16 protein-coding genes are annotated in these 17,393 nt (G+C 67.3%); 6 read left to right on the top strand and 10 right to left on the bottom strand.

All coding sequences use genetic code 11. The features are described from left to right. Positions 1-21 precede the first annotated feature (21 nt). Entirely contained in the window at positions 22-1,011 is a 990-nt protein-coding gene (locus tag AAHM44_RS07045; protein ID WP_342249508.1) for a DUF1176 domain-containing protein, read from the bottom strand. Positions 1,012-1,070: 59 nt separating this feature from the next. Between AAHM44_RS07045 and AAHM44_RS07050 the strand changes: the two genes are divergently transcribed. After that, a complete protein-coding gene (locus AAHM44_RS07050; protein ID WP_269573066.1) occupies positions 1,071-1,940 on the top strand; it encodes a 3-hydroxyacyl-CoA dehydrogenase NAD-binding domain-containing protein in 870 nt (289 codons plus the stop codon). On the opposite strand, the gene AAHM44_RS07055 is transcribed toward AAHM44_RS07050, so the two are convergent. Both AAHM44_RS07055 and AAHM44_RS07060 read right to left on the bottom strand, forming a co-directional pair. Next, positions 1,937-2,530, bottom strand: a complete 594-nt coding sequence (locus AAHM44_RS07055) for a PilZ domain-containing protein (RefSeq protein ID WP_342249509.1) — start codon at positions 2,528-2,530, stop codon at positions 1,937-1,939. The two genes, AAHM44_RS07050 and AAHM44_RS07055, sit on opposite strands and share 4 nt — an antisense overlap. Positions 2,531-3,042: 512 nt before the next feature. Continuing rightward, positions 3,043-4,338, bottom strand: a complete 1,296-nt coding sequence (locus tag AAHM44_RS07060; RefSeq protein WP_184164135.1) for a NupC/NupG family nucleoside CNT transporter — start codon at positions 4,336-4,338, stop codon at positions 3,043-3,045. Positions 4,339-4,802: 464 nt separating this feature from the next. Between AAHM44_RS07060 and AAHM44_RS07065 the strand changes: the two genes are divergently transcribed. Then, on the top strand, positions 4,803-5,480 hold the full coding sequence (locus AAHM44_RS07065; RefSeq protein ID WP_184164132.1) for a queuosine precursor transporter: 678 nt from the start codon (positions 4,803-4,805) through the stop codon (positions 5,478-5,480). A gap of 79 nt (positions 5,481-5,559) precedes the next feature. Here the strand turns inward: AAHM44_RS07065 and egtD are convergent, their stop codons facing one another. The 7 genes from egtD to gluQRS form a co-directional block, all read right to left on the bottom strand. After that, positions 5,560-6,537: an L-histidine N(alpha)-methyltransferase gene (gene egtD / locus AAHM44_RS07070; protein ID WP_269573068.1), complete on the bottom strand. Its 978-nt coding sequence runs from the start codon at positions 6,535-6,537 to the stop codon at positions 5,560-5,562. A gap of 136 nt (positions 6,538-6,673) precedes the next feature. Further along, positions 6,674-7,939, bottom strand: coding sequence for an ergothioneine biosynthesis protein EgtB (egtB, locus tag AAHM44_RS07075; protein WP_342249510.1), 1,266 nt, complete (start codon positions 7,937-7,939; stop codon positions 6,674-6,676). Between the two features lie 270 nt (positions 7,940-8,209). Further along, positions 8,210-8,755 carry a cob(I)yrinic acid a,c-diamide adenosyltransferase gene (locus AAHM44_RS07080; RefSeq protein WP_269573070.1) on the bottom strand — a complete coding sequence of 182 codons (546 nt, stop codon included), beginning with the start codon at positions 8,753-8,755 and terminating at the stop codon, positions 8,210-8,212. Positions 8,756-8,798: 43 nt separating this feature from the next. Then, the gene (locus AAHM44_RS07085; protein ID WP_342249511.1) at positions 8,799-9,668 is read right to left on the bottom strand and encodes a class I SAM-dependent methyltransferase; all 870 of its coding nucleotides are present in this window, start codon (positions 9,666-9,668) and stop codon (positions 8,799-8,801) included. 46 nt (positions 9,669-9,714) lie between these two features. Then, positions 9,715-10,350, bottom strand: a complete 636-nt coding sequence (locus tag AAHM44_RS07090; protein ID WP_342249512.1) for a LysE family translocator — start codon at positions 10,348-10,350, stop codon at positions 9,715-9,717. 41 nt (positions 10,351-10,391) lie between these two features. After that, complete coding sequence (locus tag AAHM44_RS07095; protein ID WP_184000342.1) at positions 10,392-10,625, bottom strand: twin transmembrane helix small protein; 234 nt, start codon at positions 10,623-10,625, stop codon at positions 10,392-10,394. A gap of 9 nt (positions 10,626-10,634) precedes the next feature. Then, complete coding sequence (gene gluQRS, locus AAHM44_RS07100) at positions 10,635-11,483, bottom strand: tRNA glutamyl-Q(34) synthetase GluQRS (RefSeq protein WP_342249513.1); 849 nt, start codon at positions 11,481-11,483, stop codon at positions 10,635-10,637. Between the two features lie 98 nt (positions 11,484-11,581). Here gluQRS and AAHM44_RS07105 point away from each other — a divergent pair, with 98 nt between their 5' ends. The 4 genes from AAHM44_RS07105 (at position 11,582) to AAHM44_RS07120 (ending at position 17,293) form a co-directional block, all read left to right on the top strand. Continuing rightward, positions 11,582-12,148, top strand: a complete 567-nt coding sequence (locus tag AAHM44_RS07105; RefSeq protein WP_184164112.1) for an HNH endonuclease — start codon at positions 11,582-11,584, stop codon at positions 12,146-12,148. A 162-nt stretch (positions 12,149-12,310) separates the two neighbouring features. After that, positions 12,311-13,897, top strand: coding sequence for a serine hydrolase (locus AAHM44_RS07110; protein WP_342249514.1), 1,587 nt, complete (start codon positions 12,311-12,313; stop codon positions 13,895-13,897). A 279-nt stretch (positions 13,898-14,176) separates the two neighbouring features. Beyond that, on the top strand, positions 14,177-16,303 hold the full coding sequence (locus AAHM44_RS07115) for a transglycosylase domain-containing protein (protein ID WP_446745966.1): 2,127 nt from the start codon (positions 14,177-14,179) through the stop codon (positions 16,301-16,303). A 291-nt stretch (positions 16,304-16,594) separates the two neighbouring features. Beyond that, positions 16,595-17,293 carry a hypothetical protein gene (locus AAHM44_RS07120; RefSeq protein ID WP_342249516.1) on the top strand — a complete coding sequence of 233 codons (699 nt, stop codon included), beginning with the start codon at positions 16,595-16,597 and terminating at the stop codon, positions 17,291-17,293. Positions 17,294-17,393: the final 100 nt, after the last annotated feature.

The following is a 17,393-nucleotide window of genomic DNA, read 5'->3' on the forward strand; positions in this document are numbered from 1 at the left end:
AGTGGGACGCGCCCGCAACTTTCAGCGGAAGACCGCCGTCGCGCGGTAGGTGATAAGCCAATTGGACGAGCCGCGGCACTCGCACATCGAGCGTGCCTCGATCAGCCGGAAGCGCCGTCCATCCCACACATAGACTCCGGCATTGCCGCAATCCCCAACGCCGCGCCCCTTGTTGTAGCTGGAGAGCCGGCCGTTGCCGAAGCCGGCATTGACCAGCGTGCCGTCGCCGCCATCGAACACGGCGCGCACCGCTTTGCCGCCCGCGACGATGAAGGCGACGCTGCTGAAATTATAGGCCCCCGCGCCGCAGGGCAGCAGCGCCAGCGTCTTGCCGCCGCCGAGCGCGAAGGTCTCGACCTCGGGCACGCTGTCAGCGCCGTCATAGAGCCCGCCGCACTCGCTCTGCTTTTCCATGCCCGCGCGCATCGCCTTGGTCACGACGGCCGGCGCACCTGCAGGGCGAATGCCCATGACCCGCTCGGCTACCGGAGCGGCAGGCACGACGCCGGCCGGCCTGCTACCCTTGGCCACCACTGCGGTCACGGTGCCGGCTCGGCCCTGATTGGCATCGATATGCCGCAGGGACGCCGAGGAGCCGGCAAGCGAGATGCGCGCGGCAACCCTGCCGTCTGCGCCCGTCACCACCAGCGCCTTGCCATTGGGCATGGCGGCGGCGATCCGCGCCGCGTCGGCGCCGGTAAAGATCACGCTCTCATCCTTGGCGAGCGCGGTGGCGAGCGCGGCATCGTCGATCTTGAGCGTGACCTTGCCACCCAGCTTGCCGGATGCCCAGACCTCGACGGTGAAACCGCCGGCCGGACCGGCAGCGCGAGTGAGCGACATGCTGGCGTCCCAGGCCGAATCGTCCTCGGGCACCGGCTGGTCGCCCGGCTGGAGCGAAGTCATCTCGCAGCCATGCAGATTGTCGCAGGCCACCACCCAGTCGCCGTAGAGCTTTTCGGGATCGTCTTGCGGGGCCGGGACGGCGAGGAGGAGAGCGAGCAGCAGCATGCGCCAAGCCTAGCCGATTCGACTCCGAATCGATAGGAGCGGCCCAAAGGAGAGACGGCATGAAGACGGTTGGCGTTATCGGTGCAGGGCAGATGGGCGCGGGCATCGCGCAGGTTTCGGCCCAGGCGGGCTATGCCGTGCTGCTCTCGGACGTCGATCAGGCGCGCGCCGAAGTGGGCAAGGCCGGAATCGCCAAGCAGCTCGCCCGCGCGGTCGAGAAGGAAAAGATCAGCGCCGCCGATGCCGAGGCGGCACTGGCGAATATCCGTTGTGTCGGCGGCACCGATGCCTTCGCACCCTGCGACCTGGTGATCGAGGCGGCGACCGAGCGGGAAGCGATCAAGCGCCAGATCTTCGAGGCGGTGGGCAAGGTGCTGGGCGCCGACGCGATCCTGGCGAGCAACACCTCCTCGATCCCGATCACCCGCCTCGCCCAGGCATCGCCCGATCCGGCGCGCTTCATGGGCGTGCACTTCTTCAATCCGGTGCCGGTGATGGGCCTGATCGAACTGATCCGCGGCCTTGCCACGTCGGACGCCACCGTCGCCGCGGTCGAGAAGTTCGGCCAGTCGCTCGGCAAGCGCATCGTCCATGCGAACGACGCGCCCGGCTTTATCGTCAATCGCGTGCTGATGCCGATGCTCAACGAGGCGTGCTTCGCGCTGGGCGAGGGCGTGGCGACGATTCCCGACATCGACGCCGCCTGCCAGCTCGGCCTCAACCATCCGATGGGGCCGTTCACCCTGGCCGACTTCATCGGCCTGGACACCTGCCTCGAGATCACCCGCGTGCTGTTCGAGGGTACCGGCGATCCCAAGTTCCGCCCGGCGCCGCTGCTGGTGAAATATGTCGAAGCCGGCTGGTATGGCCGCAAGACCAAGCGCGGCTTCTATGACTATACGGGCGCGGAGCCGGTGCCGACGCGCTAGGCGCCGCCGGCTTCCGCCAGCTCGGCCTGGCGGTCGAGCGCCCATTTGGCGAGCGTGTCGAACGGGATCGCCGCAAGGAAGGCGATCCCCGCGCGACCGTCATGCGCCCAGCGCACGATGCCGCGGCGGCCCTCAAGCCCATGCACGCCGACGACGACCTCGTCGCCTTCGCGCAGGAAATCGGCTTCCACCTTCACTCCGCCCTGCGACACGTCGATCAGGGTGACGCTCACCCGCATGCCCTCGGCCACCAGGCTTACCGGGCACGCGATGTGCAGCCGCGGCATGCGCTGGACCAGGCCGGGCTCGCCGTGCACCGGCGCATGCAGCACCTCGAGCACGTCGATCTTCTCGTCGAACTGCACGCCGACCATACCGTCAGCCGACCAGGCGACGCGGCCCGCGATATGGTTTCCCGATCGGATCTCCACCGTCACCGGCTCGTCGGGCGGCAGGCTGGTGTGGAGCTTGCCCATCAGCCCACCCGGCGAGATGTTGCGGATCAGGCACAGCGCCTCATAGCCATCCCATCGCAGCATCGCCGATCGATAGACCGAGATTTTCGAACGGTCGTCGGTTCTGCGGTCCATGGTCGGCACTTCGGGCTGGAAGGAGATTTCGGTGCGGATGTCGGCCTCCGACGGCGTGATTGTTGTGACCCGCGGAGAATATGCTTCCGTCAGATGTCTGGAACGTTTCGTAGTCGCAACGAGGCGTGGTAAATGCCGCGACGCATGCGGACCGGCGGCGGTGGCGGGTTCAAAGGCCAGTGCCAGGCAGTCCCGAACCCGCGCCAGCGCCTCCTCGCCGGGCGTGGGCGGCGGTCGTCGCAGGATGCGGAGCGGACGGGCGTCCGGACCGGTGGCAATGAAATTGGTCACGCTTTACTCCAGGTACTGAGGTGCTGGAGAGCGCACATCCGACGCCAGGCCGCGGAGCATCCACGGCACGTACGTTCGATGGCGCGCGACCCGCTCTCCATCCGATGTCGGTTGTTCTTGGCAGGTACAGCGCGCCCCCGGCGCAGCGTTGTGCCTGCGAATATACGTAATTTTACGAGGTGCCGGTATCCAAAAGGTTAACGCCGGCACCTCGCAAGGGATCAGGGCAGCAGCAGGCCCGCCAGTGCCGCGCTCATCAGATTGGCCAGGCTGCCCGCGAGCAGCGCGCGGATGCCGAGCTTGGCGATCATCGGCCGCTGGTTCGGCGCCAGGCTGCCGGTGGCCGCCATCTGGATCGCGATCGAGCTGAAATTGGCGAAGCCACACAGCGCGAAGGTGATGATCGCGCGGGTGCGCGGCGCCAGATCGGTCATCCCGCCCAGGTCGATGAAGGCGACGAACTCGTTGAGCACCACCTTGGTGCCGAACAGCCCGCCGGCCGCGGTCGCCTCGTGCCAGGAGATGCCGAGCAGGTACATGACCGGGGCGAAGATCGTGCCGATGATCTTCTGGAAGCTCAGATTCTGCAGGAAGCCCGCCCAGGCGGCATGGCCGGTCAGGTCGTAGATCCAGTTGCCGGCACCGGCGAGCAGGCCATTGGCCAGCGCGACCAGCGCGACAAAGGCCAGCACCATCGCACCGACCGCGACGGCGATCTTCACGCCGGTCGAGGCACCAGAAGCAGCCGCCATGATGATGTTGGCGGCGCGCTCTTCCTCGATGTCATGCTCGGCGACCTTGATCGCCGCGTCCTCGGCATCGTCGCCGAGCGGAAGCTCGCCCGCCTTCACCGGCTCGTCGGGCATGATGATCTTGGCCATCAACAGGCCGCCCGGCGCCGCCATGAACGAGGCGGCGAGCAGATAGGGCAGCGAGGCCGGTCCAAGCAGGCTGGCATAGGCGGCCAGGATAGTGCCGGCGACGCCCGCCATACCGACGCTCATCACCGCGAACAGCTGCGACGGGGTGAGCCGGGCGAGATAGGGGCGGATCACCAGCGGCGATTCGCTCTGGCCGACGAAGATGTTCGCGGCCGCGCACAGCGATTCGACCTTGGTGGTGCCGACCACCTTCTCGATCGCGCCGCCGATCCAACGGACGACGAACTGCATCACGCCCAGATGGTAGAGGATCGACACGAGCGCCGCGAAGAAGATGATCACCGGCAGTGCGGCGATCGCGAAGCTCTGGCCGCCCAGCTCGGGCTTGGCGAGCGGGCCGAACAGGAAGCTGGTGCCGGCGCCGGCATAGCCGAGCAGCGCCGAGACACCGTTGGACAGGCCGTGCAGCGCTGCCTGGCCCCAGCTGGTCCGCAGCACCAGCGCGGCGATGCCCGCCTGGAGGACAAAGGCCGCGCCGACCACGCGCAGATTGATCGCGCGCTTGTTCGACGAGAACAGGAAAGCGATCCCGAGGATCGCGACCACGCCGAAGATGCCGATCGGAAACTGATTCAACTGCTTATTCCCCCAGGCAAACGCCCAAGTCTCTCACCATACACGCTGGAGGGCGCAAGGCCAGAGCCCAGCCGCTCCATTCCCCGCACAAGCGGACACATCCATACGCGGACGTTTGCGAAGCTTGTGCGGAGCGCGCCTGCAATATCCCGCCGGATGCTATGGAACCCGGCCAGGAACAGCAGGAATCCTGCGGAGTCGAAAGTTGCGCCCAAACGCCAGACGACACGGAAGTTCACACCGGACCGGTGCGTGTTGCAGGGTGACGCATTGATTTCACACCGGAACTCCGGCGCAAATGTCAGCGTATCGACGGTTCAAAGAGCGGCGCCACCCCGAGAGGCGGCAACCAAGGAACAATGCGCGAACATTCCCTACATTGGAAGCCCGTTGCCACCCAGTGGGTGCCCGAGGTCCATGACCCCGGGGCTTGCGATGCGGGCATTTCTCGCTAGCGTCCGCCCATGGACACCATTCGCATCCCGCGTTCGCTCTTCTTCCTGTCGATCTTCTATGGCGGCATGGTCTGCATTGCCGGCGTGCTGGGCAACAAGCAGGTCTCGCTCGGTCCGATCTCGCAGATCGGCAACTGGGTGGGCGTCGGCCCGCTTGCCGTGGAAGCCGGCATCTTCGCCTTCCTGCTGCTCGTCTCGGTCTCCAGCGCCGTCGCCGAGCTGCACGGGCCGGACACCGCCCGCCGCCTCGTGCTGATCGGTTTCGTCCCGCTGGTCACTTCCGTACTGCTCTCGATGCTGGTGCTGGCACTCCCCGCCTCGCCGAGCATGGAGCCCGACCGGCTGCACGCCTTCGAGATGATGATGAGCGGCACCCCGCGCATCTGGCTGGGGGGCATCATCGCCTATGGCATCTCGCAGATCCTCAACGTCACCATCTTCTCCGCGCTGAAGAGCGGCGGCGGCAAGCTGCTCTGGCTGCGCGCCGCGATCGCATCGGTGCTGAGCCAGATCGCCGACACGCTGATCTTCATCACCGTCGCCTTTTACGGCGTGTTCCCGATCGGCGAGCTGCTGGTCGGCCAGATGCTGAGCAAGGTGGTGCTGAGCATCGTGCTGGTGCCGGCCGCGATCTATCTGTTCGTCGCGTTCGGCCGCAGCCTGGACCGGCGCCGGGCGCTGAATTGAAGCCTTAGGCACTTAGCCGTTCCCGCTCCCCGGCTTTCGCCGGGGAACAAGGAGCCTCGCTACGCAGTGCCCGTTCCAATCACGGCGCCACCCGCAGCGGCTGGGCTTCGCAGAGGATCAGCGCGAACCAGTCATTGTCGTCCGTCCACTCCCGGATCGGGGTCCAGCCGCCGGCGCGCAGCAGCATGCGGGCACCGTTGCGGCCATATTTATGGCTGTTCTCGGTGTGGATCGTCTCGCCCGCCGCCATGTGGAACGGCCGGCCCTCGACGGTGAATTCCATGTCGCGCACCGCTTCGAGATGCATCTCGATCCGCGCGGCATCGTCGTTCCATAGCGCGACGTGACGGAAGGCCTCGACCGGAATCGTGCCGTCGAGCTCGCGGTTGATCCGCTCGAGCAGGTTGAGGTTGAACGCCGCGGTGATGCCCTGGGCATCATCATAGGCCGGCACCAGCACGTCGGGCGACTTGACCCGGTCCATCCCGATCAGCAGCCGTGCGCCGTCGCCCAGCCATTCGCGCATCGCGCGCAGCAGGTTGACCGCATGCCAGGCCTGCATGTTGCCGATCGTCGAGCCGGGGAAGAAACCGAGCTTGGGCATGCCGGTCACCTGCTCGGGCAGCGGCACGGGGCGCAGGAAATTCGCCTCGACCGGATAGACCGGCAGGCCCGGAAAGGCCTGGCCCAGCTCGGCGGCGGACTGGCGGAGGAAATCGCCCGAGATGTCGATCGGGACATAGGCGGCGGGATCGATCGCCCGCAGCAGCAAGGGCGTCTTCACCGAGGAACCCGAACCGAACTCGACCACCGCCGCGCCGCGCGCCGCCAGCGCGCCCAGCTCGGGGCCGGTCTGGCGGAGCAGCTCGGTCTCGGTGCGGGTGGGGTAATATTCGGGGAGCCGGGTGATCTCCTCGAACAGTTCCGAGCCGCGGCGATCATAGAACCAGCGCGCCGGGATCGCCCGCGGCCGCGCTTCCAGGCCGCTCAGCACATCGGCGCGGAAATGCGGATCGGCCAGGCTGGTCTGGCCGTCTTCGAGTTCCTGTTTCAGCATTATCGGCCGGCCTTTCTGCTTTGTCCGTCATCCCCGCGCAGGCGGGGATCCAGAGCCCCGGGCGACGCGGAAGAGAAACCCTGGATCCCCGCCTGCGCGGGGATGACGATGAAGGGGTGCTGGCGCCCGGAACCCATCACAGGTCCTTCGCCAGGCGCACGCCGGTGAACTGCCAGCGCTGATGGGGGTAGAAGAAGTTGCGGTAGCTCGCCCGGCTATGGCCGCGCGGCGTGGCGCAGGAGGAGCCGCGCAGCACGAACTGCCCGCTCATGAACTTGCCATTATACTCGCCGACCGCACCCTCGACCGGACGAAAGCCGGGATAGGGCCGGAAGGCGCTGCCGGTCCATTCCCAGACATCGCCGAAAAAGGCCGGGCCGCCGGTGGACGGGCGCGGCTCGACCGGGCCGGCGGCGTCGAGCTGGTTGCCGCCCGCAAGGTCGAAGGCGGATGCCGCCGCTTCCCATTCGAACTCGCTGGGCAGGCGCGCGCCGGCCCAGCTGGCATAGGCATCCGCCTCGAAGAAGCTGACATGGGTAACCGGTGCAGCGGGATCGACCGGGCGCCGGCCGTCGAGCCCGAAGCGGGTCCAGACATCGCCGTCTCGGCGCCAGTAGAGCGGCGCTTCGATCCCCTCCGACTTCACCCAGGCCCAGCCATCCGACAGCCAGTGGCGCGGGTCGCGATAGCCGCCATCGGCGAGGAACGCCGCCCATTCGCCATTGGTGACCGTGCGGTCGGCAATCGCATGCGGCGTAAGCAGTGCCTGGTGGCGCGGCCCCTCGCAATCGAACGAAAATGTTGAATCGCTTGAATCGAATCCCGCATCCACCAGGCCGGCACGCCCCTCGATCCAGCCGACCGGGCCGGGCATCGCCACCGGAACCTTCGGCGCGCCCTGCCAGACGGCGGGCTCGAGCGGATTGACCGAGAAATGGTGGAGGATGTCGGTGAGCAGCAGTTCCTGGTGCTGCTCTTCATGATTGCAGCCGAGCAGGACCAGCGCCTGCGCCGCCGGCGGCAGATCGGGGAGCGCATCGGCCAGCGCGGCATCAACATGGGCACGGTACGCCAGCACCTCGTCGAGGCTGGGGCGCGAGAGCATTCCTCTGCGAGGACGCGCATGGCGCTGGCCTTCGGCTTCGTAATAGCTGTTGAACAGGAAGGGCCAGCGTGTGTCGTGCAGCGCATAGCCCGGCACATGATCGCGCAGCACGAAGGTCTCGAAGAACCAGGTCGTATGCGCGAGGTGCCATTTGGCGGGCGAGGCATCGTCCATCGACTGGATCGTCGCGTCGGCATCGGAGAGCGGCCGGACCAGCGCTTCGCTCAGCCCGCGGGTGCGAAGGAACTTCGCGCCGAGCGCGCTGGAAGCCGGAGCGGATCCCGTTTCCGTTCTCATTATGTTCTCCTAGCGGCGCGCGCAATCACCGTCAACCGGCGAGATATAGGTGTCCGGATTGCCCCCGGTAGTCGAGTCAACGAAAGCCCCGGCGATTTTGTTCACGCAAAAGCCTGTTCATTTACCGGGAGATAGCGCGCACCGGCGCGGCGCAAAGCTATGCCAAGGTATCGCTTCGCGCGGATTCGAATTAGATCGAATCCGTGCGATTTATCTTTTGTTTTTCGCATTTTCCGGGTCGTCAGGCGATTCCGCCTGACTAGAAAATGCTCAGCGCGACGCGCCGGGCACCCAGAGTACGTCCCCCGCCTCGCTCTGGTTGACCGCGCGGGCAGCGACGAACAGCAGATCGGACAGGCGGTTGAGATAGGCCAGCGGCTGCACCCCGGCGCCGGCGGCGACAGCGGTGCGCTCGGCCCGACGGGTGACGGCGCGGGCGAGATGGAGTTCCGGGGCACCTGGAGCGCCGGCCGGAAGGACGAAGCTGGTCAGCGGTTCGAGAGCCGAATTGATATGGTCGATCCGCTCCTCGAGCCAGGTGACCTGGCCGGGGGTGATGCGCAGCGCGCCTTCGATCCCCGCGGGCGTGGCGAGATCGGCGCCCAGGTCGAACAGGTCGTTCTGGATGTGCGCTAGCATGCCGCCGAACGCATGATGGCCGAGCGTCGCGCGGGCGACGCCGATCGTGCAGTTCGCCTCGTCGACATCGCCGATCGCCGCCATGATCAGGCTCGCCTTGGAGACGCGCGAGCCGTCCACCAGCCCGGTGGTGCCGTCGTCGCCGGTGCGGGTGTAGATCTTGTTGAGCTTGACCATCGCCCGGGACTCTACGCCCCGGGCGATGACGGGGGAAGCCGGATCAGGCGGCCCGGGCGATATCCGCGCGGCGCGGCGGCAGGAAATGCTCCATCCCCAGCGCGGGATGGGGATAGAGGAACTGGTTGGCCGCCATCGGCAGCACCACCCCCTCGGCCACGCCGGGCATGAAGTAATTGCCCTGGAAGCGGTTGGGCCGGGTCATCTCGGTATCGCCGTGATAGGCGACGCCGATCGAGGCATAGTTCAGCTCGGTGCCGAACACCGCGTAGAGCGCCAGATCGACGAAGTTCATCTCCTCGAGCGTGCCACGCAGATGCGTGTCCTGCGCGATCAGCGCTACCAGATCCTCCCTCGCGAAGGACAAGGCGGAGAAGTCCTTCACCACCTGGTTGAAATCATGCGCGCCGTCGTGATGGACGATGTTCCGGCGGCCGCGCTCCTCGAGCATGACATGGCGGACATAGCTGGGCACGTCGCCATGGAAGAGGCGGATGCGGCGCGCGGCTTCCGGGAACATGCGGCGGACGCGCTCATAGGTGAAGAGCAGGAATTCGGAGCGGAAATCGACCAGGTCGAGATCGAAGTCGAACGCATCGATGCAGCCGGCGAGATAGGCGGTGGAGCCGCCCATATAGACGCCGACTTCGACCAGCCGATCGAACTGGCCGTTGAAGTCGCGCAGGGTGCGGACGATGTCGTAATAATATTGGGGCGAGCACTGGTCCTCATAGGCGAGGCTGAGCAGGCGGACCCGTTCGGCGATCGAATCGAAGATGCGGTTCTGGCCGAGCAGCTCCGATATCTGGTGGCGCGTCTGATAGCCCGAGAGGATCGGCACGCCGAGCTTGGCGGCAGGATCCGGGACGTCGTGAAGCGTGGTGTCAGGCGCGATGAAAGTTCCGAAGGTCATGGGGCATCCTCCTGTTTACCCCAAACTTATAGGAAGCGCCGCGGACTCAGTTGTGCCGGAAACGTAGCAGCAACACACCAAAGCCGATGAAGATCGAGCCGGTAAGTCTATTGAACCATTTCTTGAGCGACGGCCGCTCGAGATGACGGGCAAGTCCGCGGCCGCCCAGCGCATAGACCAGATACCAGAAGCATTCGACCACGGCGAAGGTGAGCACCAGTATCGCGAACTGCGGGGCCTTGGGCGCGGCGGCGCTGACGAACTGGGGGAAGAAGGCGGCGGCGAAGAGCAGCGCCTTGGGGTTGGAGATGCTGATCGCGAAGCCGCCGCGGAACAGCTGGGCGGCGGTGAGGCGCCGGTCAGCGAGCGCGGCATCGTCGCCGACGTCGAGCGGCGTCGGGTCGGCGCGCCATGCCTTGATGCCGAGCCAGACCAGATAGGCGGTGCCGCCCCAGCGCAGCACTTCGAACGCGCCGGGAATGGCGAGCAGCAGCGCCGTCAGGCCCGCAGCCGACGCGGCGAGGATCGTCACCAGCCCGGCCAGGCACCCGGCCATCGCGGCGACGGTGCGGCGCAGGCCGAAATCGACGCTGCGCTGGAGAATATGAAGCATGTTCGGCCCCGGCGTTCCCGACAGCAGGAACACGGCCATGACGAACAGCCACCAGGTCTGGAGAGTCATTGCAGGCAACCTTGGGAATGAAGGGCCAGTGGCCCCGCGCGTCAGCCCTTGGCCGACATCATGATCAGGATCAGCGCGATCACGGCTATCGCGATCGCCTGGAACAGGATGCGCTGTTGCATCAGCTTTTGCGATTTGAGCGCGCGCGGGCTCGGGCCGTCGCCGGTGCCCTCAAGGTCCTGGCTCGTCGTCTGCGCCATGTTCACCAGCCCCTTGATGAGGATGAACAGGGTGGCGAACATCGCCGCGAGCAGCAGGAAGGCCAGGAAGATCATGCGCGGACTCTACGCCTGTGCCGCGGCGATGCCAACTGGCAGTTGTCCTGCGCGCAATCGCTCGGCGAGCGCGCGGCCATCCTCCCCCGCCAGCCGCATCGCCTCGAGGCTGGGCGCGCCGTGGCGCTTGGCGAGGCGGGTGCCGTCGGGGCCGAGGAGGAGCGGGTGGTGGCGATACTCGGGTGTCGGCAGGCCGAGCAGCGCCTGGAGCAGGCGGTGGACATGGGTGGCGGCGAACAGGTCCACCCCGCGCACGACATGGGTGACACCCTGCGCGGCGTCATCGACCGTGACCGCGAGGTGATAGCTGGCCGGCGCGTCCTTGCGGGCGAGGACGACGTCGCCGGCCGAGGCGGGGTCGGCGCGGACCTGGCCGGCGAAAGCGTCGTGCCAGAAGAGTTCGGGATCGCCGAGCGACGCCAGCGCCTTCGCCACATCCAGCCGCCAGCAATGGGGCTTGCTCAGGTCGGGCGCTTCAAGCCTGCGGCACGTCCCCGGATAGAGCGCGCCGTCGGGACCGTGCGGAGCGGTCAGGCTCGCGGCGATGTCGGCGCGGGTGCAGAAACAGGGATAGAGCAGGCCGCGCGCGCGCAGATCGTCGAGAGCTTCCTCGTACAGGCCAAGCCTCCGGGACTGGAACGTCACCTCGCCGTCCCAGCCTAGCCCCAGCCACTCCAGATCGCGCAGGATCGCCTCGACATGCTCGGGACGCGAGCGGGTGCCGTCGATGTCCTCGATACGCAGGGTAAACGCCCCGCCGTTCGCCCGCGCGAAGTCGTGCGCCTGCAGCGCCGACCAGGCATGGCCGAGGTGGAGGCGCCCCGTCGGGCTCGGTGCAAATCTGGTGTGGACAACCATCAGAACGGCCCTTGACCGCGAGTCGCGGCATATGCTGTCATCACCGCGTCACGCTTCTCGGCGAGATGCGTGCCACCACGAACTGGGCGAGGGAGCGCATGTATCATCCCGATCTGATCCGCCATCCGGACAGCTGCCCTGCCCTTGTGCTCAACGCCGATTATACGCCCCTGAGCTATTATCCGCTGAGCATCTGGCCCTGGCAGACGGCGGTCAAGGCGCTGTTCCTCGATAGAGTGGATGTCGTCTCCTATTACGAACGCGAGGTGCGAAGTCCCAGCGCGAGGCTGAAGCTTCCTTCGGTCATCGCGCTCAAGCAATATGTCAGACCTTCGCAATTCCCCGCCTTCACCCGGTTCAACCTGTTCCTTCGCGACAAGTTCGCCTGCCAATATTGCGGCAGCCACCGCGACCTCACCTTCGACCATGTCATTCCCCGCGCCCAGGGCGGGCGCACCACCTGGGAAAATGTCGCCACCGCCTGCGCGCCCTGCAACCTCAAGAAGGGCGGGCGCACTCCCCAGCAGGCCGCGATGCCCCTCTATCTCCAGCCGATACGGCCGACCAGCTGGCAGCTCCAGGAGCATGGCCGGCGCTATCCCCCCAATTATCTCCACGATACCTGGCGCGACTGGCTCTACTGGGATGTGGAGCTGCTGGCGTAGCCCTGTTCTGGTGTTCCCTGCCCCGTCACCCCGGCCTTGAGCCGGGATCCCGCTTCTTCTTCTGCGGGGCAAGGCAGCGGGACCCCGGCTCAAGGCCGGGGTGACGAAGCGAGAGGCGCGCGCTAGCATCCTCGCAAACCATGTCTTGCGGGGAATAGGAACATGAGCGGTTTCACCATCGACCGGCGCACCGCGCTGGCGCTTTCGCTGGGCGGCGCGGCTACGGTCGCCTTCCCCCGCCTCGCGCTCGCGGCGGCGCTCGACGAAGCGGCGATCGATGCGATCGTCGCACCCTTCCTCACCGCGTTCGAGACGCCCGGCGTCGCGGTGGCGATCGTCCGCCCCGGCATGCCCGCCTTCACCAAGGGCTATGGCGTCCGCACCCTCGGCAAGCCCGGCGCGGTCGATGCGCATACCCGCTTCGGCATCGCCTCGCATTCCAAGGCGTTCACCGCCGCCGCGCTCGCGCTGCTGGTCGACGAGGGCAAGCTCGGCTGGGAAGACCCGGTGGTGAAGCACCTGCCCGAGTTCCGCATGTCCGATCCCGCGGTCACCCAGATGATGACGGTGCGCGACCTGCTGGTCCACCGCTCGGGTCTTCCCCTGGGCGCCGGCGACCTGATGTTCTTCCCGGCAGGCCTCCACGTCGCCGCCGACGTGCTCAACGCGCTGCCCCATCTCAAGCCCGCGCGCGGCTTCCGCGCCGGCTATGACTATGACAACATCCTCTACATCGTCGCCGGGCTGCTGATCGAGCGCGTCTCGGGCACGCCCTGGGACAAGTTCGTCGAGACGCGGATCTTCGCCCCGCTCGGCATGACGGACGCGGTCGGCTCGCGCCTTTCGCTCAAGACCGACAATGTCGCCGGCCGCCATGCCCGGCTCGGGCCGCCGGTGCGCGGGATCGGCAAGCAGGAAGTGGTGCAGCCCGACGAAGGCAAGATGGTCGACGCCGCCGGCGGCATCAACGCCAGCGTGAGCGACATGGCCAAGTGGCTGCAGGTCCAGCTCGCCCAGGGCAAGCTGCCCGACGGCAGGCAGCTCTGGTCCACCGCGCAGGCCAAGGAAATGTGGAAGCCCCAGACGATCACCTCGGCGAGCGACGGCCCGACCGACACCAACCCCGCCCGCCCGGTGCTTGCGGCCTATGCACTCGGCTGGTTCGTCCAGGATTACCGCGGCATGCGGCTGGTCCAGCACAGCGGCGGGCTTTCCGGCCAGGTCACCTACAGCGGCATGCTCCCGTCGCGCGGCATCGGCGTCTCGGTGCTGAGCAATGTCGAGGAGAGCGTCTCCGCCGCGATCCGCAACGCGATCCTCGACCGGCTGATCGACGCGCCGGCGTTCGACTGGGTCGCCAGCTACCGGACCCGGCAAAAGGCCGCGCAGGACGAGGCGCTGGCCAGCGTCGAGGGCGGCATCGACAAGGCGCCGGCCGGCGCGCCCTCGCTGCCGCTGGCGAGCTATGCAGGGCGTTACCGCGATCCCTGGTACGGCGATGTCGTCGTCAGCCAGAAGGCGGGCAAGCTGTGGATCGACTTCACGCCGACCCCGGTGTTCAAGAGCGTGCTCGAGCCCTGGGGGCCCGACACCTTCCGCACCCGCTTCGCCAAGGATGCCGGCGAGGACGCGATCGTCCGCTTCGAGATCAAGGACGGCAAGGTCACCGGCATCACCATGGAGGCGCTCTCGCCGCTCGCCGATTTCAGCTATGATTACCAGCACCTGGCATTCGTGCCGGTCTCGTAATCAACTGTATTATTGTAGTAACACAGATGCTGCGCTAGAAGGGCGCCATGCACGCGGCGGATTCGACGAGTAATGGCTGACGGCAACGATCCCCGGAACGTGCGCTTCCCGCTGCGCCGGGGCGGCGACGATGCCGATCCGACGCCCGCACCGGCGCCGAAGCCCGAGCCGCGTGCCTGGCGCCCGCCCTCGATCGACAAGATCGGCGCGGGGATCGGCGAAGCCCTGAAGCGCGTGACGCCGCAAAAGCCCGAACCGCCGCTCGAGCTTTCAGGTGGCATGCCCGCGCCCGAGGACTATGCCCCGCGCTGGCGCCGCGCCGCGACTCCGCCGCCGCCGCCTCCACCCCCGCCGATCCAGCCCGGCCTGGCCGCGCCGCTGCCCGCCGGCGGCTACACGACCAACCTGCCGGTGGTGCTCAAGAAGCGCAGCTGGCTGCGCTATGCGAGCTGGGCGATCGCCGGGCTGCTGGTGCTGTTCTTCCTCGCGGTCGGCTGGCTGGCGCTGACCGCGCCGCTCTCCAAGTCGCTGCAGCCGCCGGCGCCGCCCTCGATCACCCTGCTCTCCGCCGAGGGCAAGCCGATCGCCCGGCGCGGCGCGGTGATCGCGGCCCCGGTCGATGCGACCAAGCTGCCCGACTATGTGCGCAACGCGTTCGTCGGCATCGAGGACCGGCGCTTCTACGGCCATTGGGGCGTCGATCCGCGCGGCATCATGCGCGCCTTCGTCCACAATGTGACCAGCGACGGCGGCTCGCAGGGCGGCAGCACGATCACCCAGCAGCTCGCCAAGAACGCCTTCCTCAACTCGCAGCGCACCTTCGGGCGCAAGGCGCAGGAAGTGCTGATCGCCTTCTGGCTGGAGGCCTGGCTGAGCAAGGACGAGATCCTCTCGCGCTATCTCTCCAACGTCTATTTCGGCGACAACGTCTATGGCCTGCGCGCCGCCGCCCGCCATTATTTCAGCGTCGAGCCCGAAGACCTCAGCCTGAGCCAGGCGACGCTGCTCGCCGGGCTGGTGCAGGCCCCGTCGCGCCTCGCGCCGACCGGCAACCTCAAGGGCGCGCGCGACCGGCAGAAGCTGGTGATCGCCTCGATGGTCGATGCCGGGCTGCTGACCAGGGCGAAGGCGGACGCGATCCGCCCGGCGGTGCTCAACGTCACCAAGTCCGAGGACGACCTGCCCAACGGCACCTATTTCGCCGACTGGGTGCTGCCCCAGGCGCGCGACCGCGCCGGCGGCGTCGGCACCGAGCAGACCGTGCAGACCACGCTCGAGCTGAGCGCGCAGCAGGCCGCCGAGCGCGCGGTGCGCGGCGCCGGGCTCAACAAGTCGCAGATCGCGATCGTGGCGATGCATCCCGATGGCCGGGTGATCGCGATGGTCGGCGGCCGCAACTATCGCGAGAGCCCGTTCAACCGCGCCACCCAGGCACGGCGCCAGCCGGGCTCGACCTTCAAGCTGTTCGTCTATCTCGCCGCGCTGCGCGGCGGGATGGAGCCGGACAGCATGGTCGATGACAGCCCCGTCCAGATCGGCGACTGGAAGCCCGAGAACTCCCACGGCGATTACGCCGGCGAGATCACGCTGCGCCGCGCCTTTGCCCGCTCGTCCAACGTCGTGGCGGCGCGGCTGACCCAGAAGTTCGGCGTGCGCGCGGTGACCCAGGCGGCGCGTGACCTCGGCATCTCCACCCCGATTGGCGACGACGCCTCGATCGCACTCGGCACCTCCACCGTCTCGCTGCTCGAGCTGACCGCCGCCTATGCCTCGGTCGCCAACGGCTCCTATCCGGTGCGCCCGCAGGGGCTGAGCGAGGACGAGGCGGCGAGCGATTGGCTCGCGCGGCGCCTGGGCGGGCCGACCCGGTTCAACGGCCGCCAGCTCGACGACCTGCGCAGCCTGCTCGGTACCGTGGTCGAGGCCGGCACCGGACGCGGCGCGGCGCTGCCGATCCCGACCTATGGCAAGACCGGCACCACCCAGGACAATCGCGACGCGCTGTTCATCGGCTATGCGGGCGGCATCGTCTGCGGCGTGTGGCTGGGCAATGACGACAATTCGCCCAATCCCGGCCTGTCGGGCAGCGGCCTGCCGGCACGCGTCTGGCGCGACTTCATGACCCGCGCGCTCGACCTGCGCATCCCGCCGCCCGAGCCGACGGTGGAACCCGACGGCAATGATACCACGCTCGACGATGTGCTGAACGGCGTCGGCGAGTTCATCCAGGGCAGCGGCATCGAGACCCAGGTGGTACCGCAGGGCGTCGATCCCGACGAGCAGGGCGAAGCGCCGATCGACGCGCGCCCGGCCGAGGACCGCAGGCCACGGCGCGACCGTGCACCGGATACGCCGGGACCGCAGGATCGCGCGCGGCCGGATGACCGGCGGGGCGAGGAGCGCTAGGGCGTATCGAAATCCAGTTCTCCGGCGAAGGCCGGGGCCCAGTTGCAATGTCGTTCGAGAGGTTCCCGCGCCATCGATGGTTCGTCGGACCTGGCCCCGGCCTTCGCTGGGGAACCAAGGAAACTGAAAGCTGGTACCGCCCGGGTTTGGGGGCCTTGGCCGTCCTCCGTTCAGCTTGGCAGCAGCAAGGGCGGCGCCGAACGAACGGCAATGGATGGATACTGCGCGCACGGATAGCGAATCCAACCTGGGGAAAGCGCACCGATGATGAGAGACACCAGAGTCCGATCCTTGAAACTCGCGGCATTGTGCCTCGGGGTGCTCGCTGCATCGTCCGGCGGTACGTCCGCGCAATCCCGGGAACGCGCGGCGACATCCGCAAGGAGCATGTCGCTCGACAGAGCGGAGATCACTGCAGTCGGTGTCGATGCTTCCCGCGTGAGGTATCGTGGTGCGCGCGCGCTTCGCCTGGAGGTCGTTCGGGCCGGTGCCACCAGTGATGCCACGTTCGCGCGCCTCGATGGGGTTCAGGCCAGGGATTTCACGATCGACCTGGTGCTGGCCGGGCAACCGGTCAAGAACGATACGGATGCCAGGGGGTTCGTCGGAATCGCCTTCCGGATTTCGGAGGATTCGAAGAAATTCGAGGCCATCTACATCCGCCCGACCAATGGCAGGGCCACCGACCAGCTGCGGCGCAATCACAGCACCCAATATATCTCCCATCCCGACTATCCCTGGCATCGGCTGCGGAAGGAACATCCGGGACAATATGAATCCTATGCCGATCTGGAATCCGGCGCATGGACCAGGCTCAAGCTCGTGGTCCGCGGCACCACCGCGCAACTCTACATCAATGGCGCCGGCCAGCCGAGCCTGATCGTCAACGACCTGAAGCTTCCCGCGGAGGAAGGGCGCATCGGCCTGTGGGTGGGGCCAGGGTCCGAGGGCTATTTCAAATCGATGACCATAAGGAAGCGCCAGCCCTAGCAGGTATCGGCATCCGGCTTTCGCCGGGGATCGATTGAGCTAATGTCGGGTAACGCCCCCTGACCAGCCCTTCCGCTCGCCGTCCATTTCCGATAGCCCT

Origin of the sequence: Sphingomonas sp. OTU376 (assembly GCF_038440415.1) — a bacterium.
GTDB lineage: Bacteria > Pseudomonadota > Alphaproteobacteria > Sphingomonadales > Sphingomonadaceae > Sphingomonas > Sphingomonas kyeonggiensis_A.